The 21,521-nt window shown below is 63.9% G+C and carries 21 protein-coding genes; 13 read left to right on the top strand and 8 right to left on the bottom strand.

Going from position 1 to position 21,521, the window contains the following annotated elements:
• Nucleotides 1-26 precede the first annotated feature (26 nt).
• Complete coding sequence (locus KP010_RS20905; RefSeq protein WP_142862980.1) at nucleotides 27-494, bottom strand: pilus assembly protein N-terminal domain-containing protein; 468 nt, start codon at nucleotides 492-494, stop codon at nucleotides 27-29.
• A 226-nt stretch (nucleotides 495-720) separates the two neighbouring features.
• Between KP010_RS20905 and KP010_RS20900 the strand changes: the two genes are divergently transcribed.
• The 10 genes from KP010_RS20900 (at nucleotide 721) to KP010_RS20855 (ending at nucleotide 9,724) form a co-directional block, all read left to right on the top strand.
• On the top strand, nucleotides 721-885 hold the full coding sequence (locus KP010_RS20900) for a Flp family type IVb pilin (protein WP_018265749.1): 165 nt from the start codon (nucleotides 721-723) through the stop codon (nucleotides 883-885).
• 139 nt (nucleotides 886-1,024) lie between these two features.
• Entirely contained in the window at nucleotides 1,025-1,189 is a 165-nt protein-coding gene (locus tag KP010_RS20895; RefSeq protein ID WP_142862981.1) for a Flp family type IVb pilin, read from the top strand.
• 137 nt (nucleotides 1,190-1,326) lie between these two features.
• On the top strand, nucleotides 1,327-1,833 hold the full coding sequence (locus KP010_RS20890) for a prepilin peptidase (RefSeq protein ID WP_253203954.1): 507 nt from the start codon (nucleotides 1,327-1,329) through the stop codon (nucleotides 1,831-1,833).
• Between the two features lie 139 nt (nucleotides 1,834-1,972).
• Nucleotides 1,973-2,758: a Flp pilus assembly protein CpaB gene (gene cpaB / locus KP010_RS20885; RefSeq protein WP_142862983.1), complete on the top strand. Its 786-nt coding sequence runs from the start codon at nucleotides 1,973-1,975 to the stop codon at nucleotides 2,756-2,758.
• 31 nt (nucleotides 2,759-2,789) lie between these two features.
• Nucleotides 2,790-4,271 (top strand): type II and III secretion system protein family protein, encoded by a 1,482-nt coding sequence (locus KP010_RS20880; RefSeq protein ID WP_246659845.1) that lies wholly within the window; start codon nucleotides 2,790-2,792, stop codon nucleotides 4,269-4,271.
• A gap of 23 nt (nucleotides 4,272-4,294) precedes the next feature.
• The gene (locus tag KP010_RS20875; RefSeq protein ID WP_142862985.1) at nucleotides 4,295-5,020 is read left to right on the top strand and encodes a CpaD family pilus assembly protein; all 726 of its coding nucleotides are present in this window, start codon (nucleotides 4,295-4,297) and stop codon (nucleotides 5,018-5,020) included.
• Complete coding sequence (locus KP010_RS20870) at nucleotides 5,020-6,270, top strand: CtpF protein (RefSeq protein ID WP_142862986.1); 1,251 nt, start codon at nucleotides 5,020-5,022, stop codon at nucleotides 6,268-6,270. Before KP010_RS20875 ends, KP010_RS20870 begins: the two co-directional genes overlap by 1 nt.
• A 32-nt stretch (nucleotides 6,271-6,302) precedes the next feature.
• A complete protein-coding gene (locus KP010_RS20865) occupies nucleotides 6,303-7,736 on the top strand; it encodes a CpaF family protein (RefSeq protein WP_108916522.1) in 1,434 nt (477 codons plus the stop codon).
• Between the two features lie 15 nt (nucleotides 7,737-7,751).
• A complete protein-coding gene (locus KP010_RS20860) occupies nucleotides 7,752-8,723 on the top strand; it encodes a type II secretion system F family protein (protein WP_142862987.1) in 972 nt (323 codons plus the stop codon).
• Between the two features lie 29 nt (nucleotides 8,724-8,752).
• Nucleotides 8,753-9,724 (top strand): type II secretion system F family protein, encoded by a 972-nt coding sequence (locus KP010_RS20855; RefSeq protein WP_142862988.1) that lies wholly within the window; start codon nucleotides 8,753-8,755, stop codon nucleotides 9,722-9,724.
• Here KP010_RS20855 and KP010_RS20850 read toward each other — a convergent pair.
• Complete coding sequence (locus tag KP010_RS20850) at nucleotides 9,696-10,592, bottom strand: tetratricopeptide repeat protein (RefSeq protein ID WP_142862989.1); 897 nt, start codon at nucleotides 10,590-10,592, stop codon at nucleotides 9,696-9,698. The two genes, KP010_RS20855 and KP010_RS20850, sit on opposite strands and share 29 nt — an antisense overlap.
• Before the next feature lie 66 nt (nucleotides 10,593-10,658).
• The gene (locus KP010_RS20845) at nucleotides 10,659-11,726 is read right to left on the bottom strand and encodes an FUSC family protein (protein ID WP_216281580.1); all 1,068 of its coding nucleotides are present in this window, start codon (nucleotides 11,724-11,726) and stop codon (nucleotides 10,659-10,661) included.
• 86 nt (nucleotides 11,727-11,812) lie between these two features.
• On the opposite strand from KP010_RS20845, the gene KP010_RS20840 reads away from it, so the two are divergent.
• From KP010_RS20840 to KP010_RS20830, 3 genes are read left to right on the top strand one after another with little or no spacing between them, the layout of a single operon-like run.
• Nucleotides 11,813-13,210 carry a M17 family metallopeptidase gene (locus KP010_RS20840; protein WP_142862714.1) on the top strand — a complete coding sequence of 466 codons (1,398 nt, stop codon included), beginning with the start codon at nucleotides 11,813-11,815 and terminating at the stop codon, nucleotides 13,208-13,210.
• Complete coding sequence (locus tag KP010_RS20835) at nucleotides 13,207-14,055, top strand: C40 family peptidase (RefSeq protein ID WP_142862713.1); 849 nt, start codon at nucleotides 13,207-13,209, stop codon at nucleotides 14,053-14,055. The genes KP010_RS20840 and KP010_RS20835 overlap by 4 nt, the downstream gene beginning before the upstream one ends.
• A gap of 18 nt (nucleotides 14,056-14,073) precedes the next feature.
• Nucleotides 14,074-14,526 (top strand): MaoC family dehydratase, encoded by a 453-nt coding sequence (locus KP010_RS20830; RefSeq protein WP_142862712.1) that lies wholly within the window; start codon nucleotides 14,074-14,076, stop codon nucleotides 14,524-14,526.
• A gap of 19 nt (nucleotides 14,527-14,545) precedes the next feature.
• Here the strand turns inward: KP010_RS20830 and KP010_RS20825 are convergent, their stop codons facing one another.
• The 5 genes from KP010_RS20825 to KP010_RS20805 form a co-directional block, all read right to left on the bottom strand.
• The gene (locus KP010_RS20825; RefSeq protein WP_142862711.1) at nucleotides 14,546-15,328 is read right to left on the bottom strand and encodes a phosphorylase; all 783 of its coding nucleotides are present in this window, start codon (nucleotides 15,326-15,328) and stop codon (nucleotides 14,546-14,548) included.
• A gap of 88 nt (nucleotides 15,329-15,416) precedes the next feature.
• Nucleotides 15,417-17,045: an ABC transporter ATP-binding protein gene (locus tag KP010_RS20820; RefSeq protein WP_142862716.1), complete on the bottom strand. Its 1,629-nt coding sequence runs from the start codon at nucleotides 17,043-17,045 to the stop codon at nucleotides 15,417-15,419.
• A gap of 8 nt (nucleotides 17,046-17,053) precedes the next feature.
• Nucleotides 17,054-18,196, bottom strand: coding sequence for an ABC transporter permease (locus tag KP010_RS20815; protein ID WP_371824247.1), 1,143 nt, complete (start codon nucleotides 18,194-18,196; stop codon nucleotides 17,054-17,056).
• A gap of 33 nt (nucleotides 18,197-18,229) precedes the next feature.
• Entirely contained in the window at nucleotides 18,230-19,339 is a 1,110-nt protein-coding gene (locus KP010_RS20810; RefSeq protein ID WP_142862709.1) for a microcin C ABC transporter permease YejB, read from the bottom strand.
• A gap of 6 nt (nucleotides 19,340-19,345) precedes the next feature.
• Nucleotides 19,346-21,235, bottom strand: coding sequence for an extracellular solute-binding protein (locus KP010_RS20805; RefSeq protein ID WP_246659817.1), 1,890 nt, complete (start codon nucleotides 21,233-21,235; stop codon nucleotides 19,346-19,348).
• Nucleotides 21,236-21,521: the final 286 nt, after the last annotated feature.

The raw sequence follows: 21,521 nt of genomic DNA, 5'->3' as shown, positions 1-21,521 counted from the left end.
CCGAAAGGGCGTGTGACGCAGCTTTGTCAGCGCTTGGGCGATGAGGAGGCCTCGTGCTGCTTGACCGCTTCGAGAACGCGCGCCGTATAGTCCTTGTCGTCGCCGAGATCGACGGTCGGCGCGCAATCGGGCGCGCACGCATAGGATTCGCGTCGGGCGCCGCGCAGCACGACCAGCTTGTTCATAGGCTGAACCACGGTGATGGTTTCCTCGCCGACCTGATTGCCGGTCGGATCGAGCAGAATGAGATTGGTCGACCCGAAGCTTTTTCCCGTGACCACCATGAGACGATTTGTCTTCAGCATGGTCACATCGGCGACGAGCGGATTGCCGACGATCAGCGTCTGCGCTCCTTCCGGCATACGCACGACGCGAGCGTGATCGATATCGACGAAGACGCCGCGTCGCTCGCCGTCGCGCGCCACTGCGACGCCGGCCGAGACCGTCACGCCGACCAGCAGCGCCAAATAACCAGAAAAACGCGTCGAGCGCATCACGCACCTCTGAAACAATCCGTGCCTTTGCGAGGCTCCGGCTCAAGAAAACCACGTAATAGTGAATCATTGCTGAAAATGAGACGGAGCTGCGATTTCGCGCGGCGCGGTCGACAATGGGATTAACGCGTTTGCAAGAAGTTCTACGTAGGGTCTCGAACGGTCCGGCGAGCGTGTTCGACGAGCGCGCCGCGGGGATGCAGTCAATAGAGCGAGGAGCACGAGTATGAAGAGCTTGTTTTCGCGGTTCGTAAAGGACGAGTCCGGCGCGACCGCCATCGAATACGGCCTGATCGGCGCGCTGATTTCGGTCATCATCATCACCGCGGTGAAGCTCGTCGGCAGCAACCTGTCCCAGACCTTCAACAAGATCGCTCAGAATCTGAGCTGAGGTCGGGCGGGGGATGATCTCGTCGCCGCCGCGACGAGAGCTCGTCAGCGCTCGCAAATCCGCCGCAGGCCGGCTCGAACGGGCCGGCCGGCTCGGTCAGCCGGCGTCGAATTGCGACGCCAAATATCGGGAGTGGACGATGAAATCGTCGTTTTTGAAATTTCTCGACAATGAGTCCGGCGCCACGGCTATCGAATATGGCCTGATCGGCGCGCTGATTTCCGTTATCATCATCACGGCCGTGAAGCTCGTGGGCAGCAATCTGTCCGAGACCTTCAACAAGATCGCCCAGAACCTCAGCTGAGCGATCACGACTCGTGCGCGCGCGTCGGCTCCTCGCCGCGCGACGCGCGAATCGCGCGCGCTTTCGGCGCGCGCAACGCAAATTCGAGAGGCGCCTTTGTCGCAGACGAAAAAGGCGCGGCGACAGGAACGACGCTCATGATCGCAGCCGCCGCCGCGCTGATTCTCTTTCCGGCGCTCATGGCGTTTTCGGCCTTCGCCGATCTTCTCACAATGACGATTCCCAACCGCGTCTCGCTGGCGCTCGTCGGCTTCTTCGCCGTCTTCGCCGCATGGGCCGCAATGCCGCTCGACAGCGTGCTCTCGCATGTCGCCTGCGGAGCGGCGGTTCTGGTGGCGACGTTTTTGATGTTCAATCGCGGCTGGATGGGGGGCGGCGACGCCAAGCTCGCCTCCGCAACGGCCTTGTGGCTCGGCTTCGAGCAACTCGCCGATTACGCGCTCGTGGCGTCTCTCGCGGGCGGCGCGCTCACTCTCGCGATCCTCGCTCTGCGCCGATACGAGCCGCGCTTCGTCGTCGATTCGCCCCGGCTCGCTCATTTGTGCGACGCGACCGAGGGGGTCCCATATGGAATCGCGCTGGCGATCGCCGGGATCGCGGTCTATCCGAATTCCCAGCTCTGGACGCTGCTCACGGCGGCGTGATTTGCGCGGAGCGCGAAAGCCGCGCCGCTGCGAATCCGGAAATGAGCCGGTCTCTTACCGGCGATTAACCATAATTTGACGTTTTTCCGCTTTCATTCGGATTGCTCCGTTCTAGCTGGGGCGATCGGACTGGAAGCAAATGAACAAGGCGCAGATCGTGGTTCTCGGCGTCGCTGTCGCAGCGGGCGGCGGAGCCTTTCTGATGATGAGCGGATCGGCTCCCGAGGCGCCGAAGATCGTTCAAATGATCCCCACGCAGCCGCAGACTGACAATGTCTTGGTGGCGACGCGCGATCTCTCTTACGGCACGGCGCTCGCGGAGCCGGACACAAATTGGATCGAATGGCCGATCGGGGCCGTGCCGCAGGGCGTGCTGCGCAAGAGCGAGGCGCCGAACGCCAAAGAAGAGCTGCGCGGCTCCTATGTCCGCAATCCGATCTCCAATGGCGAGCCGGTGCGGCGCGAGCGACTCGTCAAAGGGCCGACCGCCGGGCTGATGTCGACGCTGCTTCCGGCCGGACATCGCGCCGTCGCGATCGACATTTCGCCCAACACCACCGCCGGCGGATTCATACTTCCCAATGATCATGTCGATGTGATGCGCACATTCCGCGACGCCGATCGCGGCCGCGAAGGCGCCGCCGATCTCTCGTCGGAAATCATTTTGACCAATGTGCGCGTGATGGCGATCGGGCCGATCGTCGAGACCAAGAACGGCGAATCCGTCGTCACCGGGGCGACCGCCACGCTGGATCTCGAGCCGCGCCAGGCCGAGCTCGTCATTCTCGCGCAGCGCACTGGCCAATTGGCGCTCATGCTGCGCTCCATGGCGGACGCGCATGACGACGACAAGCAGGCGTCGGCGGCGGACGATTCGCTCACGGTCGTGCGCTTCGGCGTCCCGACAACCATGCGCACGCGGTGACGCGATGCTGCTCATCGAAGGACGGCGCCCTATGGCGAAAATCGAAAGCGGAACGAAGCGCATGAACGCCTCGGCGTGTCGTCTGCCGGGAGCGGCGGCTCTCGCGATCCTCGCGCTCACGGGCGTCTCATTGGCGGCGGCTCCGGCATTCGCCCTGGAGAGGCCGGGAGTCGAAACGGGCTCGGACGCGCTGTTGTCGCGGCGCATCGCCATGGGCGTCGGCAAATCGATCATCGTCGATCTGCCGGCGGAGGCGTCTGAAATCGTGATCGGCAACCCCAAGGTCGCCAACGCGGTCGTTCGTTCGGCGCGCAAGCTCTACATCATGGGCGCGGAAACCGGTCAAACCACGATTTTCGCCATCGATCGCGCCGGGCGGCAGATCGCCAATCTCGAGATCAGCATTGGTCGCGACGTCGGCGAGCTCGGTCCTCTGCTGCGCGCCGCGCTTCCCAAATCGAACATTACGGCGCGCACGGTGAATGACACGATCATCCTCACGGGCACTGTGGAGTCGGCGGCCGAGGCGCAGCGCGCCGTCGACATCGCCAAAGGCTTCGCCGCCCGATCGGCTTCGTCGCAGGGCAATGGAGCGGGCGGCGAAGGGCTCGTCGTCAATGCGCTCACCATCAATACGCAAGATCAGGTGATGCTGAAGGTCACCGTCGCCGAAGTGCAGCGGCGCGTGATCAAGCAGCTCGGCGTTTCGGCGCAGAGCGCCGGGGAGACGATCCTCACGGGCGGCTGGGGCAAGCTGGTTCAGCAAAACCCCTTTGCGATAAATGGGGCGCTCACCACGAGCGCGTTGAGCCTCAACGGACCGAACGGCACGACAGCGACGATCCAGGCCTATGAGCGCTACGGCGTCTCGCGCATCCTCGCCGAACCGACCGTCACCGCGGTCTCGGGAGAATCCGCCAAATTCACGGTCGGAGGCGAAGTCGCGGTGCCCGGCAACGGAAATTGCGTCAGCAGCTCTATCCTCTGCACCGTCGGCATCGTGTTCAAGCAATATGGCGTCTCGCTGAACTTTACGCCGGTGGTGCTCGCCGAAGGACGCATTCTTCTGCATCTGGCCACCGAAGTGACGGAGGTCGACTACCAAGGCGCGCAAACCTACAATGGCGTCACAGTTCCGGGCTTCAAGACCCGCAAGAACGAGACGAGCGTCGAGCTGCCCTCCGGCGCCTCCATCGCAACGGCTGGGCTCTTGCAGCAGAAGTCGGATCAAGCCGTCAACGGTCTGCCCGGCTTGCTCAATCTGCCCGTGATCGGGACGCTGTTTCGGTCGCGCGACTATCTCCGCAACGAGACCGAGCTGCTCATCGTCATCACGCCCTATATCGCGCGTTCGATCCAGGCGCGTGACGTGGCGCGGCCGGACGACGGTTTCGCGGACGCCACCGACCCGCAGGCATGGCTGCTCGGGCGCGTCAATCGGCTCTACGCCAATCCCCAACATCCGCAAGCGGTTCCGCGCCTGAAGGGCCGCATCGGCTTCATTCAGGACTGAGCGCGGGCGAGGAGCGGTCTCATATGTCTATCCGACTGAACAGCGCGAAACTCGAGGTCTTCGCGGTGAGGCTCGCCTGCCTCGCAGCGATGGCGCCGCTCGCCGGCTGCGGCGTGAACAGAACGTTGCCGCCGCGCGCCGTCGCGCAAGATTATCGCGACCGCCATCCCGTGGCGCTCGCGGACGCCAGCGTCTCGATCGATGTTTTTCCGTCGCAGGGTGTCGACTTTGCGACGACGGGGCGCATTCGCGACTTCGTTTTGCGATATCGGCGCTTCGGCCATGGCCAAATCACGCTTCTCGCGCCGACCGGCGCCAAGGACCAGCTCGCGGCGCGCAGCGGCGTCGACGCCGTGAGACGCATATTGGCCGAGAATGGCGTCTCGGGCGCCGTCTATGTCGCCTCTTATCCGGTCAGCGATCCCAATCTCGCCGCGCCGGTGCGGCTGTCGTTCCAGGGCGTTCGCGCGAAGGTCGCCGGACGCTGCGGCGAATGGCCGGCCGATCTCGCTTCGGCGAGCTCGCTCGAAGGCTGGGACAATACGACCTATTGGAATTTCGGCTGTGCGAGTCAGACGACATTCGCGGCGCAGATCGACGATCCTCGCGATCTCGCGGCGCCGCGCGGCGAAACGCCCGCCGATATCGAATCGCGAATGCGTGCGATCGGCAATGTGCGCAAAGGCGCGGATCCCGCGACCAATTGGCGCGTCAAGGGATCGAATATCAGCGGGGTTGGAGGCGGTTGATGAAAGAGCAGTCGGCAATAGCGGAAAGCGACGCGGCGCAGATCGCTCCGTTACCGCGCATTTCCGTGCAGGCGTTCTGCGAGACGCCGGAAGCCGTGGCGGTGATGAATTCGGCCGCCTTGGATCGCCGCATGGACAAGGCGCATGTCAAAGTCCATATGGGCGGCGTCGTCGCGGCGATCGAGGCGTTTCGATCGGCGCCGACGCCCAATCTGATCGTGCTCGAGGCCGTCGGCGAGCGTCATGCTCTCATTTCGCAGCTCGAGACTCTGGCGGAATCCTGCGATTCCGGCACAAAGGTCGTCGTGCTCGGCCATGTCAACGACATTTCGCTCTATCGCGCGCTGATAGCGCGAGGCGTCAGCGACTATATCGTGGCGCCGATCGATGTGCTCGGTTTCATCTCCCGTATTTCCGATCTCTACAACAACAGCGCCGAGGCGCTCGGGCGCATCGTCGCGATCGCCGGCGCCAAGGGCGGCGTCGGCGCCTCTTGCATCGCGCATAACCTCGCTTGGTCGATCGCGCGTGCGCTGCAGATGCAGACCGTCGTCGCCGATCTCGATCTGCCTTTCGGCACTGCGGGGCTCGACTTCAATCAGGACCCGCCACAGGGCGTCGCCGAAGCAGTGTTCGCGCCGGATCGCGTCGACGCCAATCTCATCGACCGACTGCTGTCGAAGTGCAGCGATCAGCTGAGCCTGCTCGCGGCGCCGGCGACGGTCGATCGCCTCTATGATCTGCCGGAGACCGCCTTCGACGCGATCATCGACACGCTGCGGGCGACCGCGCCCTGCACCGTCCTCGACGTTCCGCATCAATGGTCCTCCTGGACGAAGCGCGTGTTGATCGGCGCCGACGAGGTGGCCATCGTCGCGGCGCCAGACCTCGCCAATCTGCGCAACGCCAAGACGCTCGTCGACCAGCTGCGCGCGGCGCGTCAGAACGATGCGCCGCCCAAGCTCGTCTTGAATTTCGTCGGCGTTCCGAAGCGCCCGGAGATCGCGGTGGCGGATTTCGCCAAAGCGATAGAGATGGAGCCGTCGGCGATCATTCCCTTCGACCCGAAGCTGTTCGGAGCCGCGTCGAACAATGGACAAATGATCGCCGAGGTCGAGCCCTCCTCGAAGCTCATCGAGCAATTCGACGCGCTCGGCCGCGAACTGACGGGGCGCGCCGTGAGCCGCAAGTCCAAGAGCGGATTGCTCGCGCCGCTGCTCGATCGTTTGTCGCGAAAGCTCGCCGGTTGACGAGCGACGCATAGGCGTTACGGGGAGATCGCATGTTCGGAAAGCGGACCAATGTCGGAGCGGCGCAGACAGGAGCCGCGCGGCCGGCGCAGCAGCCGGCGCCGGTGAGCAAGGCTCCGGCGCCGGTCGCGGAGCCGGTGATGGCGGTGGCGGCGCCTGCCGCCGAGCAAAAGCGCTCGGAGCAATATTACGTCACCAAAAGCATGATCTTCGGCGCGCTCATCGAGGCGATTGATCTCGCGCAGCTCTCCAAGCTGGAGCCGGAAAGCGCACGCGACGAGATCAGAGACATCGTCAATGAGATCGTCGCGATCAAGAATGTCGTCATGTCGATCGCCGAGCAGGAGGAACTGCTCGAGGATATTTGCAACGACGTCCTCGGCTATGGTCCGCTGGAGCCGTTGCTCATGCGCGACGACATCGCCGACGTCATGGTGAATGGCGCCGCCAAGACCTACATAGAGGTGGGCGGCAAGATCCAGCTCACTAACATCCGCTTCCGCGACAATGCGCAGCTGATGAATATCTGCCAGCGCATCGTCAGCCAAGTGGGCCGCCGCGTCGACGAATCCTCGCCGATCTGTGACGCGCGCCTGCTCGACGGCTCGCGCGTCAATGTCATCGCGCCGCCTCTGGCGATCGACGGCCCGGCGCTCACCATTCGTAAGTTCCGCAAGGACAAGCTCACTCTCGACCAGCTCATCCGCTACGCCTCCATCTCGCCCGAAGGCGGCGAAGTGTTGAAGGTGATCGGCCGCGTGCGCTGCAATGTGTTGATTTCCGGCGGCACGGGCTCCGGCAAGACGACGCTGCTCAACTGTCTCACCAATTATATCGACACCGACGAGCGCGTGATCACTTGCGAAGACGCGGCTGAATTGCAGTTGCAGCAACCGCATGTGGTGCGCCTGGAGACGCGTCCTCCCAATCTGGAAGGGCAGGGGTCCGTGACGATGCGCGATCTCGTCAAGAACTGCCTGCGTATGCGTCCCGAACGCATCATCGTCGGCGAGGTTCGCGGACCGGAGGCGTTCGACCTTCTGCAGGCGATGAACACTGGCCATGACGGCTCGATGGGCACGCTGCACGCCAACTCGCCGCGCGAGGCGCTCGGCCGTCTCGAATCCATGATCACCATGGGCGGCTTCTCGCTGCCGGCCAAGACGATCCGCGATATGATCGTGTCGTCGATCGACATTATCGTGCAGGCGGCGCGCCTGCGTGACGGCTCGCGTCGCATCACCCATATCACCGAGGTGCTCGGCCAGGAGGCGGATGTCGTCACGCTGCAGGATCTCTTCGTCTATGAGATCATCGGCGAGGACGCCAATGGGCGCATCATCGGCCGCCATCGTTCGACCGGCGTCGGCCGGCCGCGCTTCTGGGAGCGCGCGCGCTACTATGGCGAGGAGAACCGGCTCGCCGCGGCGCTCGACGCCGCCTCAGTCATCGACGACGAAAATTGATCGCGGGACCAGACTATGGATCCTCAGTCGCTCCTTTCCGCAGCGCTCGTCATGCTCTCCGTCGGCGGAGTGATGTACGCATTCGTTTATCCCTATCTCTCCGGCGAGATCCTGGCGCAGAAGCGGACGGCGGCGTTGATGTCGTCCGCCGATCGACGCCGCGATGCGCGCAATGGCGATCCAGCCAAGCGTCGCAAGGTGATTCAGGATAGTCTCAAAGATGTCGAGACCAAGAAAAAGGCGAAAGTGACGCTCGAGCAGCGTATCGCGCAAGCGGGGCTCACGACGACGCCTCCGATCTTTCTCCTCGCTTCCGCGGCCTTCGGCTTCGTCATCGCTTTCGTCGCTTTCGTGTTCAATTCCGATCTTCTCGTCGCGCTGGGCGCGGGCGTCGTCGCCGGCGTCGGCGCGCCGCATTGGCTGCTGGGCTTTCTGGCGAAGCGGCGCATCGCCAAATTCATCGCCGAGTTTCCGGGCGCCGTCGACATCATCATTCGTGGCGTCAAAGCCGGCCTGCCGGTCGCCGATTGCTTTCGCATGATCGCGGGCGAGGCGCCGGAGCCTTTGCGCAGCGAGTTTCGCCAGATCGTCGAGTCGCAGACGATCGGCCTGTCGATCGCCGAGGCGACGGAACGCTTCGCAGAGCGCGTTCCGGTGGCGGAAGCGTCGTTCTTCTCGATCGTGATCAGCCTTCAGCAGAAGGCGGGCGGCAATCTCTCCGAGGCGCTCACCAATCTCGCCAGCGTGCTGCGCGAGCGAAAGAAAATGAAGGCCAAGGTGAAAGCCATGTCGGCCGAGGCCAAGGCGTCCGCCGGCATCATCGGCAGCCTGCCGTTTCTCGTCGGGCTCGTCGTCTGGTTCACCAATCCGGCCTATATCGGGGTGCTTTTCAATACGACGGTGGGCAATATCATCATCGGAGCGAGCCTGCTCTGGATGGCGATCGGCGTCTTCATCATGCAAAAGATGATCGACTTCGATATTTGAGCGGTCGAGTCGAACGAAAGGTCTGGTTCATGGAGAAGATCGTCGAATTCGCGACCAATGGGCGGCTGGTTTTCAGCGTCCTCGTCGCAATGTCGGTCATCGCCACCATCTGGTCGATCGGCGCGACATTTCTGCAAGGCGACACATTGGCGAAGCGCATGAAGAGCGTCGCCAATGAGCGCGAGCGCATCAGGGCGCGCGAGCGCGCGGCGGCCAAGGCCGACGGCGGCGGTCTGCGGCAGCAGCCCAAGCAATATATGAAGAATGTCGTCGACCGCTTCTCGCTGTCGACATGGCTCAACACCGACGACGCCAAGCTGCGCCTCGCCTCGGCCGGCTATCGCGGGCCGCAGGCGGAGGTGGCGTTTCTGTTCTTCCGCCTGGTGGCGCCGATCGCTTTCGCGCTCTTTGCGGTGTTCTATCTCGTCGTGCTCGACGATTCCGATTGGCCCTTGCTCACGAAAACGGGAATTGTGATCTTCGCGACCTATCTCGGCGTCAAGGCGCCGGAGCTGTTCATCAGCAATACGATCACCAAGCGGCAGGAGAGTATGCGCATCGCTTTTCCCGACGCGCTCGATCTTATGCTGATCTGCGTCGAATCCGGCATGTCGGTCGATCACGCATTTCGCAAAGTGGGACAGGAGATCGGCGTGCGTTCGGCCGCGCTGGCGGAAGAGTTCGCGCTGGCGACGGCGGAGCTCTCCTACCTGCCGGATCGTCGGCAGGCGTTTCAGAATTTGACGGCGCGCACCGGGCTCGAGAGCGTGAAGCAGATTTCGACCGTGCTCATTCAAGCCGAGAAATATGGCACGCCGCTCGGTCGCGCGCTTCGCGTCACCGCGCAGGAGAGTCGCGACATGCGCATGGCCGAGGCCGAGCGCAAGGCGGCGGCTCTGCCGCCAAAGCTCACTGTCCCGATGATTATTTTCTTCCTGCCGGTGCTGATGGTCGTCGTTATGGCGCCGGCGATCATTCAGGTGATGTCGCAGAGCTGGTGAGCGCGCCGAGCTTTCCGCGCGGCGCGGGCGTTTCGGCGCTCTTTCGCTTCGTCTTCTCGCTGTAGATCTGGATCTCGCGCCAGCTGTTGGATTGCGCGATCATCTGGCGGATGGAGGCGACATTGGCCGCAGCGTCGATCGGCGACAGATCATAGCGAGACCAATTTTCGGCCTCGTCGAACTTGCCTTGCAGCGCGAGCACGAGCGCGAGATTCTGGCGCACGCGCATGTCGGCGGCGGGCTGCGCGGCGGCCGTCAGCAATGTGCTCTCGGCCTGCGGCAGCTGCTTGGAGAGCGCGTAAGAGAGGCCGAGATTGGAGAGCACTTTCGGATCGTCGGGCTTGATCTTCAGAGCCGTCTGATAATAGTCGCGCGCTTCTTCATGATGGCCGAGCTGATCGGCGATCGAGCCCTGCGCGGAGAGCACCGACCAGTCCGGGCGTTCGGGAGTATGGGCGCGCGAGAGCACATCGGCCGCTTCGCGCAGGCGCCCCGCGTCGGCGAGCGATTTGCCATAGGCGCCGAGAACGGCGAGATCGTCGGGATAGCGAATGGCCAGCCCTTGCAGCACGGCGACGGCCTGGACATTGCGGTCGAGCGCGTGAAGCGCGCGCGCATATGTCAGAGCGACGGATTTGTTCTTCGGGTCGGCGTCGAAGCGATGGCCCCATTCCTCGGCGAAGCGGCGTAGCTGGGCTTCGTCGGTCGGCAGCTCGGCGCGTCGCGTCGCGCCGAGCGATCCGGCGCCGATCGATCCGGTGATGTCGGAGAACGGCTGGGCGCAGCCGGAGAGCGCGAGCAGGGCGCAGATCGCGAGCGCGCTCGGCGCGCTGCGGCGGCGCGACGCGACGAAATTGGACGAGAACATCGGGCGACCCTCTCTTGCGGTTGAACCGTCTGGGTCGAGCAATAAATCGTTAACCTTGCCGCTTCCTTAACGAGCGCGTTCGGCGATCCTGCGATCGAGCTCCTCGAGGTCGCCGCGCCATTGCTCGAGCGCGAAGCCGAGCGCGAAGACGTGCTCGACGCGTTCGACCGGCAGGCTGCGCAAAATACCTTCTTCGCGCAGTGTGGCGATCTCTCCCGAATAAGCGTCGAACGCCGCTTCCAGCGAGGCGCTGACGTTGGGCGCTCCCGCCGCGGTCAGCGCGGCGCCGCAATCGTGAAGATGGGCGGCGGCCGTTTCCGCGATCGCGGCGAGCGGCGCCTCGAGCCGCGGACGCAGCGCGTCGGGCAGAGGAGTGACCGCGGCGCGGCCGATCATCACGAGGTCGTGCCGCATTCGCAGCAAGGCGCGCAACAGCGGCGCGAGATCGGGTTCGGCGTCGAGGAAGGCGATGCGCTCATGGCGCGCTTCCTGCTCCATTTTGTCGAGGCGGGCGAAGGCGTCGCCGACGCCGCGCTGCAAATCGCGAATGGATTCTGGATCCTGCGGGCGGGCGAAGCCCGAAAACAGCACAGGCAGCGCCCTGGCCATGAGGTCGAGCATGTCGGCGCCGGCCTCGAGCGCGAGAATGCGCGCGCGCGCTGGAAAGACGAGATGCGACACGAACAGCGCCACCGCGCCGCCGAGCGCCACCTCGAGCACGCGATCATAGGCCGAGTGAAAGGCCGTGACATGCGTGATGGTCGGCGCGAGCACGACGATGACGCCGGTCGCCGGCGCCACGGAGAAGCGCGGCGTCAGCGCGGAGAGCAGGGCGAGCGGGGCGATGGCGAGGCCGAGCAGCAGGAGCAGCGCGAGCTCATGCGCGCCGGGCACGTAATTGGAGACGAGCCCGGCGTAGATCGCGCCGCCCAACGTGCCGAAGGAATAGTCGATCGTCGCCTTCACCGAGCGGCCGACGCTCATTTGCGTGAGGATGACCGCCGTCAGCACAGCCCATAAAATCATCGGTGTGCCGAGGAGATGGCCGATTCCGAGCGTCGCCATAGCGGCGATGGTGATCCGCGCGCCGAGCGCGAGCTGGGCGCGATAGCGGGAGAGCGGGCCGATTTCCATACGGGCTCCTATATCGTCTTCGTGTCCTTGGCGTCTTGGTGGTAAACAAGCCGCAAAGACGCGAATGAACAAGAAAAGAGGTTGAAATGAGCCGATTGGAGGATTGGACGGCGCAAGCGACGCCGATCGACTTCGTCGACAAAGAGAGCTGGCCGGTCGTCGCCGAGACCTTGCCGCCGGCCATCGCCGCTTTCGCGCGCGCTTGCGGCTTCGACGGCAAGGTCGGCGCGCATCTGCTCGCGCCGGGGCCGGATGGCGCGCCGGCAGTGGTTCTGTTCGGCGTGGAGGCGGCGGGGGCGCGTCATCGCGATCCTTTCCTTCCCGGCAAGCTCGCGACCTCGCTGCCGCCCGGCCTCTATCGTCTGCGCGAAGGCGTATCCGATTCCTATTCGGCCGCGCTCGCCTTTTTGCTCGGCGGCTATTCCTTCTCGCGCTATGTCGCGCCCAAGAAGGAGCGCCCGCGCCTCTGCGCGCCGCAGGACGCCGATCGCGCGCGCATAGAGCGCATCGCCGCTGCTCTCTCTCTCGGGCGCGATCTCGTCAACACGCCCGCCAATGATCTCGGGCCGGAGGCTCTGGCCGAGGCGGCGCTGGCGCTCGCCGCGCGACATGGCGCGCAGGCGCGTGTCATCGCGGGCGATGCGCTGCTGTCGGAGAATTTCCCGCTGGTCCATGCGGTCGGCCGCGCGGCGGCGCAGGCGCCGCGGCTCGTCGATATGTCCTTCGGGCCGGAAGAGGCGATGAAAGTGACGCTGGTCGGCAAGGGCGTCTGCTTCGACAGCGGCGGCCTCGACATCAAGCCGAGCAGCGCCATGCTGCTGATGAAGAAGGATATGGGCGGCGCCGCCACGGCGCTGGCTCTGGCCGATATTCTGATGGGTTCTTCCGCGCGCCTGCTGCGCCTGCGGGTGCTGCTGCCCATCGTCGAGAACGCCATTTCCGCCGACGCCATGCGGCCGGGCGACATTTACCCGAGCCGCAAGGGTCTTTCCGTCGAAATCGGCAATACGGACGCCGAAGGGCGTCTCGTTCTCGCCGACGCGCTGGCGCTGGCGTGCGAGGAGGAACCCGATCTGCTGATCGATTTCGCGACGCTCACCGGCGCCGCGCGCGTCGCTCTCGGCCCGGAACTACCCGCCTTCTATACGGGAGACGATTCTCTGGCGCTGGAGATCGAGACTTACGGCCGCAAGCTCGGCGATCCGGTCTGGCGGCTGCCATTGTGGGAGCCCTATGATGCGCAGCTCGAAGGCAAAGCGTCCAATATCGTGAATGTGTCGTCGAGCGCACATGCGGGCTCTATCACCGCGGCGCTGTTCCTGCGCCGCTTCGTGACCAAGCCGGAGAAATGGGCGCATTTCGATCTCTTCGCCTGGAATCCTTCCGCCAAGCCGGGCAGACCGGAGGGCGGCGAGATTCAAACGGCGCGCCTCCTCGCCGAATTGATCGAGGAGCGCGCCGCGCGTTGGAGCGTGAAGGCATGAGCGAGAGCTTCGACAAAAGGCTGACGCCGGCGCGGCCCGATCTCGCCGCGCGCCATCTCGAGGGCAAGGTCGAGGCGGCGCGCTTCGTCGACGGGCGGCGGATGCAGGTGAAGGAAGGCGTCGCCGATCTGAAGCGCGAGCCGCGGCCGGATGCGCGGCTCGACACGCAGGCGCTCTATGGCGAGACGGTCATCGTCTATGACGATGAGGAGGGCTGGTCCTGGGTCCAGCTCGAGCGCGATTCCTATGTCGGTTGGATCGCCGCCAATGTTCTGTGGAGCCGGATCGAGACGCCGACGCATCGCGTCTGCGTTCCCCGCACCTTTGTTTTTCCGCGGCCAGAGATCAAGGACCCGCCCTTGCTGGCTCTACCGCTCGGCGCGGACGTCGAGATCGTCGGCGAGCGCGACAAGTTTTTGATCGAGGCCGGCGGCGGCTTCCTCTATCGCCCGCATCTGACGCCGCGCGAGGCGCGCGTCGCGGATTTCGTCGCCATGGCGGAGAGTCTCATTGGCGCTCCCTATCTTTGGGGCGGCAAGAGCTGGCTCGGCGTCGATTGTTCGGGGCTGGTGCAGACCTCGCTCGCAATGGCCGGGATAGAGGCGCCGCGCGACACGGATTTGCAGGAGAAGGGGCTCGGTCGCGCGCTCGCAGAGGGCGAGCCGTTGCGGCGCGGCGATCTCGTCTTTTGGAAAGGGCATGTCGGCATAATGCAGGATGCGGAGCGCCTGCTGCACGCCAACGCCTTCCATCTTCAGGTCGCGAGCGAGCCCTTCGCGCCGGCGCGCGAGCGGATTCTCGCTTCGGGCTCGGCGGTGACGAGCGTGCGGCGCCTTATCGAATGAGGGATTGGAGTGAGGGATATGCCCGAGCCGCTCTATCTCGAAGACCTCTTCGTCGATCAGCGCTTTCGCGCCGGGCCGATCGAGGTGACGATCGAAGAGATCAAAGCTTTCGCGAGCAAATTCGACCCGCAGCCCTTTCATCTCGACGAGGCGGCGGCGACGAGCAGTCTGTTCGGCGCCTTGGTTGCGAGCGGCTGGCACACCGCTTCCCTCACAATGCGGCTGCTGACGCAATGCGCGACTTTCTCCGGCGGGCTGATCGGCGTCGGCGGCAAGATCGAATGGCTGCGGCCGGTGCGGCCCGGCGATCTCTTGAGCGTCGAGGCGACGATCCGGCGCATCACGGCGTCGAAGTCCCGCGACGATCGCGGAATGGTCGCCATTCGCGTCGTCACCTCCAATCAGCGCAATGAGCCGGTGCAACTGCTGGACGCCAATGTGATGGCCTTCCGTCGGCCGAATCCGACGTAACGGTCGCCGAGCCTCGGCGCTATTTGAATTTCTGAAAGGCGCGCAGCAGTCGTCGCAAGGCGACGAGGCTGGAGGTTCGACTGGGATCATAGGCCGGATTGCCGCCGGCGAAGCCCGCCGCATAGTCTGTGATGACGGCGGCGGCCGCGAAGGGCAGAGCGAAGCGCTTGGCCAGGATCGCCTCCGGCGCGATCGACATGCCGAGCGCATCGGCGCCGAGCATACGGGCCATTTTCACTTCGGCCGGGGTCTCGTAGCTCGGGCCGGAGAACCACATGAGCACGCCTTCGTTCAGCGTCACCCCGGCGCCGGCGCTGGCCTGCTTGAGCCGTCGCAGCAGCCTTTTGTCATAGGCGCTGTTCATATTCACGAAATTCTGCCCTGCGGCGCCGATGAGAGGGTTCAAGCCGCTGAAATTAATGTGATCGGTCACGCTGAAAATAGAGGAGGGCTGGAAATCCGCATTGGTCGAGACGGCGAGGCCGGTGGAGAGAAGCGCGCGCACGTTCAAATGCATCAATGTCTCGATCGGCGAAGACATGAGGCTCGGATCGCCGCTCTCGTAGAATTCCGAACGGCCCTTCAAGAACAGCATGGGCGCGCCTTCGACGAGGCCGATCACGACCTCGCCGCCCTCGATCTCGGGAAATCCCGGCAGTTCGGAATAGGGAATGGCGACCGCCTGCTCGCCGATATCGGCGGCGGCGAGAAATTCGCGTCCGAGCACGACCGCGGTTTCGATCGGCCCCAGAGGATTGCGCGCGCCGATGATATCGGCGGCGTCCTTTGCGCGCGTGCTCATGAATTGCCTCGAAAGGATTCGAATCGTCGCCGCCGAGTGTGACGAAGCCGAGGCCTCGCCGCAAGGGCGCGCGTGGCCGTCACTGGAATCAGGCCTTGTCGTCCGGGTGCGGCTCGGCCTCTATGCGGAAGGCGGCGGCGAAGAGGGCGCGCGTGTAGTCGCTCTTGGGCGCGGCGAACACATCCGCCGCCGGGCCTTCCTCCACCACCTTGCCATAGCGCATCACGATGAGATGCGCGGCGAGCGATTTCACCACTTTGAGATCATGGCTGATGAAGAGATAGGCGAGGCTGTGCTTGGCCTGCAATTCGCGCAGCAGATCGACGATTTGCGCCTGCACGGACATGTCGAGCGCCGAGGTCGGCTCGTCGAGCACGATGAATTTCGGCTTCAGCACAATGGCGCGGGCGATGGCGATACGCTGGCGCTGGCCGCCCGAGAATTCATGCGGATAACGGTCCATCATGGCGGGGTCGAGCCCGGTCTCGGCCAGCGCCTTGGCGACGATCTCGCGCGTCTCCTCGAAGGTGAGGCCCTTCATTTGCACGCCGAGGCCCTCGGCGACGATCTCGGCGACCGACATGCGCGGCGACAGCGAGCCATAGGGGTCCTGGAAGACGATCTGCATGTCGCGGCGCAGCGGGCGCATTTCTGCGACCGATTTCGCGTCGATGCGCTCGCCCAGATAGAGGATCGGCCCCTCGGAGCGGATGAGCCGCAGCAGCGCGAGGCCGAGCGTCGTCTTGCCGGAGCCCGATTCGCCGACGACGCCGACCGTCGAGCCGCGGCGAACCGCGAGGGTGACGCCGTCCACCGCCTTGATATGGCCGACAGTGCGGCGCAGGAAGCCGCGCTTGATCGGAAACCAGACCTTGAGATCATCGGCGGCGACGAGCACGGGCTCGTTTTCGTCCTCCACCGGCGGCGAGCCCTTGGGCTCGGCGGCGAGCAGCGCCTTGGTGTAGGGATGCTCGGGCGCCGAAAAGACCTTCTCGACATCGCCCTTCTCGACGATGCGGCCATGCTGCATCACGCAGACATCATCGGCGAAGCGCCGCACCAGGCCAAGATCATGGGTGATGAAGAGCATGGCCATGCCATAGGTCTTCTGCACGCGCTCCAGCAGAGCGAGAATCTGCGCCTGCACGGTCACGTCGAGCGCTGTCGTCGGCTCGTCGGCGATGAGCAGGTCCGGCCGATTGGCGAGCGCCATGGCGATCATCACGCGCTGGCGCTGGCCGCCCGACAATTGATGCGGAAAGGCGGTGAGACGCTCGGAAGGGTTCGGAATGCCGACCTCGCCGAGCAGCTCCACGACGCGCGCGCGAATCTTTTCCGCGCCGCGCGCGCCATGCAGATCGAGGATCTCGCCGATCTGCTGCTCGATCGTCTGCAGCGGATTGAGCGAGGTCATCGGCTCCTGGAAGACCATTGTGATCTTCGCGCCGCGAATGGCGCGCAGCTCGGCGTCCGATGCCTTCAGAATATCCTCGCCGGAAAAGTCGATGCGTCCCGATGTGTGGATCGCCGCCGGCGGCAGCAGCCGCACGATGGAGAGCGCGGTGATGGATTTGCCGGAGCCGGATTCGCCGACGAGCGCCAGCGTGCGCCCACGTTCGACCGAGAAGGAGACTTTATCGACCGCGAGCGTCTCCTTGCCGCCTTGCGAGAAGGCGATGGAGAGATCGCGGACGTCGAGGAGGGGAGAAGAGCCCATGCGATCGTTCACCGGAAGGTCTTTCGCGGGTCGAAGGCGTCGCGCACCGCTTCGCCGATGAACACCAGAAGCGAGAGCATCAGCGCGATGATGACGAAGCCGGTGAGGCCGAGCCAGGGCGCCTGGAGGTTGGATTTGCCTTGCAGCAGCAATTCGCCGAGCGACGGCGAGCCCGGCGGCAGGCCGAAGCCTAAGAAGTCCAGCGAGGTCAGCGTCGTGATCGAGGAATTGAGAACGAAGGGCAGAAAGGTCAAGGTCGCGACCGTGGCGTTGGGCAGGAGATGGCGCGTGATGATGCGGAAATTGGAGAGGCCGAGCGCGCGCGCCGCGTTCACATATTCGAAGTTGCGTGCGCGCAGAAATTCGGCGCGCACCACATGCACGAGGGACACCCAGGAGAACAGCAGCAATATGCCGAGCAGGACAAAGAAGCCCGGCGCCAGAAAGGAGGAGACGATGATCAGCAGATAGAGCTGCGGCAGCGACGACCACACTTCGATAAAGCGTTGGAAGACGAGATCGACCCACCCTCCGAAAAAGCCCTGCACCGCGCCTGCAGCGACGCCGACGATCGAGGAGATGCTCGCCAGAATGAGGCCGAACAGCACCGATAGTCGGAAACCATAGAGCAGACGCGCGACGACATCGCGGCCTTGGTCATCCGTTCCGAGCCAGTTCCATTCGATCGCCGAGCAGCCGAGATGCGCTTTCTCCGGTCCGAGCTTCTTGGCCGCTGCGGCCTCGCATTGCGCCTTGGTGAGCAGCCATGTCGGCGGCGAGGGCGCGGGCGTCGGCAGATCGAGATTATGCGTGTCGTAGGAATAGTGAATCGGCGGCCAGATCATCCAGCCGTTCGCTTCGATCTCTTTCTCGATGGTCGGATCGCGATAGTCTGTGCGCGCGAGAAAGCCGCCGAATTTTTCTTCCGGATAATCCTTGAAGATGGGGAAGAGCAGCTCGCCCTTGTAATAGGCGAGCACGGGCTTGTCATTGGCGAGGAAGTTGGACGCCAGCGACAGCAGAAAGAGCGCCATGAAGACAAAGAAGGACCAATAGCCTCTGGAATTGGCCTTGAAATTCTGCAGCCGGCGGCGGTCGATCGGCCGCAGGTGAAACAGCCCGCCGCCCGGAATTTCCGGCGCGAGTTTCATCGTCGGGGCAGGGATGCTGGTCTCGTTCATCGGTCAGACCTCGCGCGTCTCGAAATCGATGCGCGGATCGATCCATGTGTAGGTGAGGTCCGAGAGGAGATTCACCACGAGGCCCAGCAGCGCGAAAATATAGAGATTGGCGAACACCACCGGATAATCGCGATTGACGATGGATTCGTAGGAGAGATAGCCGAGCCCGTCGAGCGAGAAGATGGTCTCGATCAGCACCGAGCCGGTCAGGAAGGCATGCACGAAGGCGCCCGGAAAGCCGGAGACGACGATGAGCATGGCGTTGCGGAACACATGGCCATAGAGCACGCGATTCTCGGTCAGGCCCTTCATGCGCGCCGTCTGCACATATTGCTTGCGGATCTCGTCGAGGAAAGAGTTCTTGGTCAAAAAGGTCTGTGTCGCGAAGGCGCCGAGCGTCATGGCGAGCACGGGCAGGAAGATGTGCCAGAGATAATCGCCCACCTTGCCGATGAGCGACAGCTCCGAGAAATTCTCCGAGACGAGGCCGCGTAGCGGAAAAATCTGCCAGAAGGAGCCGCCGGCGAAGAGCACGATGAGCAGCATTGCGAAGAGAAAGCTCGGGATCGCATAGCCGATGATGACGAGATTGGAGGTCCAGGCGTCGAAGCGCTCGCCGTCGCGCACCGCCTTGGCGATGCCGAGCGGAATGGAGACGGAATAGGAGATCAGCGTCATCCATAGGCCGAGCGACATGGAGACGGGCAGCTTCTCGCCGATGAGCTTCAGCACGCTCTCGTCGCGAAAATAGCTGCGGCCGAAGTCGAAGACGGCGTAATTCTTCACCATCAGCAGGAAGCGTTCCCAGGCCGGCTTGTCGAAGCCGAACTGCTTTTCCAGCTCTGCGATGAATTTGGGGTCGAGCCCCTGCGCGCCGCGATATTTGGAGGCGCCTTCCGCGCCGGCGCCGGGCGTCGCCGCGCCGCCGCGGCCGACATCGCCGCCGCCGCCGGAAAAGCGCGAGGTCGCGCCCATGTCATAGCCCTGCAGCTGCGCGATGACGCGCTCGACAGGGCCGCCCGGCGCGAATTGCACAATGGCGAAGGAGATGAGCATGATGCCGAGGATCGTCGGGATCATCAGCAGCAAGCGTCGCAGAATATAGGCGGCCATATTCGTTCAACGCCCCGTGTAGTTGATCTTGCGCGCTTTGGCGTCGTCCCACCACCATGTCGCGGCTATGCCCGGGTCGAAGCGTGGGTAGCGCTCCGGGCGGCCGAACACATCCCAATGGGCGATCCAATGCGTCGGCTTGTAATAATGCGGAATCCAATAATAGCCCGCGATCAGCACACGATCGAGAGCGCGGCAGATTGCGACGAGCTCGGCGCGCGAGTTTGCGAGCAGCGCCTTTTCGATGAGGGCGTCGACGACCGGATCGGCGACGCCGATCACATTGCGTTCGCCTTTGGTTCCCGCCGCTCGGGAGCCGAACATGACGCGCAGTTCCTCGCCCGGCGAATAGCCCATGCGCGGGCGCTCCATGATGATGTCGTAGTCGAAATCGTCGAGCCGCGCCTTGTATTGCGCGGAGTCGACGATCCGGATGCGCGCATTGACGCCGATAAGCTTCAGATTTTTGACGAAGGGCTGGGTGAGACGTTCGAAGAAGCTCGAATTATAGAGAAATTCGACTTCGATCGGTTTGCCGCTCGGCAGGCGCGTCACGCCGTCCCTGCGCGTGCACCCGGCCTCGGTCAGCAGATCGATGGCCTTGCGAAGCAGATTGCGGTCTTGACCAGATCCATCGGAGACGGGCGGCTGGAAGGGCGCATCGAAGACTTCTTTCGGCAGCTGATCGAGAAAGGGCTCCAGCAGCACGAGCTCAGCGGGCGTCGGCGGACCTACCGCCTCGAGGTCCGAATTCTCGAAATAGGAGCTCGTCCGCTTGTAGGAATCATACATAAGGTTGTGATTGGTCCACTCGAAGTCGAAAGCGTAGCCGAGCGCCTTGCGCACGCGCGGATCGGAAAAAACCGGCCGGCGAATGTTCAAAAACCAGCCTTGAGAGTTGGAATTGTTGTAGTCTGGGATTTCCTCGCGCTTGACGCGCCCCTCGCGAAAGGCGGGGAAGTCGTAGCCTGTCGCCCAAATCGCGGAAGTGAACTCCTCGTGCGCGGTGAAGGAGCCGGCTTTGAACGCCTCGAAGGCGACGTTGCGATCAGCGTAATAGTCGAAGCGGATCACGTCGAAATTGGCTTGGCCGACATTGACCGGCAAGTCTTTCGCCCAATAGTCCGGCACGCGCTCGAAGGATATGAAACGGCCCGGGTTGAAGGGCCCGACCTTATAGGCCGAAGAGCCGAGAGGCGGCTCCATCGTCGTCTCGTTGAACTGGTGTTTCGTATAAAATGCTTTGGAGAAAATCGGCTGACTGGCGACCACGATCGGCAGGTCGCGCGTGCGACTCGGCGCGAGCTTCACGACGAGAATGTCGTCTGCGATCGCCGTCGCGCTCACGAGGTCGCGCAGCGATTGCGAGATCGACGGATGGCCCTCATTTTTCAAAATATCGAGAGAGAAGGCGACGTCATGGGCAGTGAGCGGCGAGCCGTCGTGAAAGCGCGCTTCTCTGCGTAGCATAAAAGTGTAGGTGAGCTTGTCGGCAGAAATGCGGACCTGCTTGGCGACGAGGCCGTAGAGCGCGTCGCGCTCGTCGAGGCTGCCTGCCATCAGCGTGTCATAGATGAGCCCGACGCCCGCCGCCGGATTGCCGCGCAAAATATAGGGGTTGAGCGAATCGTAGCTGCTCGTCTCGGGCGGCGGCGGCTCCATCACCAGCGTTCCGCCCTTGGGCGCCTTGGGGTTCACATAGGCGAAATGCGGAAAATCCGCGGGCTCGGCGAGCTCGCCGAAAATGGAGAGCCCATGGCTCTCGGTCTCGCCAGCGGCAGCTTCGGCGAGGGCGGGGCGCAGGGCCCATTCCGGCAGGGCCAGCCCCGCGAGGCTCGAGATGGCGGCGAGCGCCCGGCGGCGCGTCACGGGAAGAAAATTGCGTGTTTCAGCCAAGGTGATCTCGCTTTCGGGGCGTCAGGGCTGGCGTGAGCGCGGCGGCTCACGCGAATCCCGCGATTATGTCGGATTTTCGGGATGAAGCCATATGAGATTGCAGTCGCTTCCCATATGACGCGCGAGCCGGGGCCGCGGTTCCGCCTTCCGCGGGAGGGCGCCGGATACGCGAGGAAAACGCCGCTTTTCAGGCAGCGGGACCGCGGGCGGGCTTCTCCCGCGCGATTTGCGGAAGCTAAATGTTGTGTCCGCTGGCCAAGGCGCCGTATTCGATGGCCCCTTTCGT

This window comes from Methylosinus sp. KRF6 (assembly GCF_018887255.1).
In the GTDB taxonomy this organism is placed as follows: Bacteria; Pseudomonadota; Alphaproteobacteria; order Rhizobiales; family Beijerinckiaceae; genus Methylosinus; species Methylosinus sporium.
The sequence above is the reverse complement of the archived record's forward strand: the minus strand, read 5'-3'. Positions and strand labels throughout refer to the sequence as shown.

Bases quoted from the DNA above. Each gene is read 5' to 3' on its own strand.
- KP010_RS20905 (WP_142862980.1), bottom strand. From the start codon at position 494: ATGCGCTCGACGCGTTTTTCTGGTTATTTGGCGCTGCTGGTCGGCGTG.
- KP010_RS20900 (WP_018265749.1), top strand. From the start codon at position 721: ATGAAGAGCTTGTTTTCGCGGTTCGTAAAGGACGAGTCCGGCGCGACC.
- KP010_RS20895 (WP_142862981.1), top strand. From the start codon at position 1,025: ATGAAATCGTCGTTTTTGAAATTTCTCGACAATGAGTCCGGCGCCACG.
- KP010_RS20890 (WP_253203954.1), top strand. From the start codon at position 1,327: ATGATCGCAGCCGCCGCCGCGCTGATTCTCTTTCCGGCGCTCATGGCG.
- cpaB (WP_142862983.1), top strand. From the start codon at position 1,973: ATGAACAAGGCGCAGATCGTGGTTCTCGGCGTCGCTGTCGCAGCGGGC.
- KP010_RS20880 (WP_246659845.1), top strand. From the start codon at position 2,790: ATGGCGAAAATCGAAAGCGGAACGAAGCGCATGAACGCCTCGGCGTGT.
- KP010_RS20875 (WP_142862985.1), top strand. From the start codon at position 4,295: ATGTCTATCCGACTGAACAGCGCGAAACTCGAGGTCTTCGCGGTGAGG.
- KP010_RS20870 (WP_142862986.1), top strand. From the start codon at position 5,020: ATGAAAGAGCAGTCGGCAATAGCGGAAAGCGACGCGGCGCAGATCGCT.
- KP010_RS20865 (WP_108916522.1), top strand. From the start codon at position 6,303: ATGTTCGGAAAGCGGACCAATGTCGGAGCGGCGCAGACAGGAGCCGCG.
- KP010_RS20860 (WP_142862987.1), top strand. From the start codon at position 7,752: ATGGATCCTCAGTCGCTCCTTTCCGCAGCGCTCGTCATGCTCTCCGTC.
- KP010_RS20855 (WP_142862988.1), top strand. From the start codon at position 8,753: ATGGAGAAGATCGTCGAATTCGCGACCAATGGGCGGCTGGTTTTCAGC.
- KP010_RS20850 (WP_142862989.1), bottom strand. From the start codon at position 10,592: ATGTTCTCGTCCAATTTCGTCGCGTCGCGCCGCCGCAGCGCGCCGAGC.
- KP010_RS20845 (WP_216281580.1), bottom strand. From the start codon at position 11,726: ATGGAAATCGGCCCGCTCTCCCGCTATCGCGCCCAGCTCGCGCTCGGC.
- KP010_RS20840 (WP_142862714.1), top strand. From the start codon at position 11,813: ATGAGCCGATTGGAGGATTGGACGGCGCAAGCGACGCCGATCGACTTC.
- KP010_RS20835 (WP_142862713.1), top strand. From the start codon at position 13,207: ATGAGCGAGAGCTTCGACAAAAGGCTGACGCCGGCGCGGCCCGATCTC.
- KP010_RS20830 (WP_142862712.1), top strand. From the start codon at position 14,074: ATGCCCGAGCCGCTCTATCTCGAAGACCTCTTCGTCGATCAGCGCTTT.
- KP010_RS20825 (WP_142862711.1), bottom strand. From the start codon at position 15,328: ATGAGCACGCGCGCAAAGGACGCCGCCGATATCATCGGCGCGCGCAAT.
- KP010_RS20820 (WP_142862716.1), bottom strand. From the start codon at position 17,045: ATGGGCTCTTCTCCCCTCCTCGACGTCCGCGATCTCTCCATCGCCTTC.
- KP010_RS20815 (WP_371824247.1), bottom strand. From the start codon at position 18,196: ATGAAACTCGCGCCGGAAATTCCGGGCGGCGGGCTGTTTCACCTGCGG.
- KP010_RS20810 (WP_142862709.1), bottom strand. From the start codon at position 19,339: ATGGCCGCCTATATTCTGCGACGCTTGCTGCTGATGATCCCGACGATC.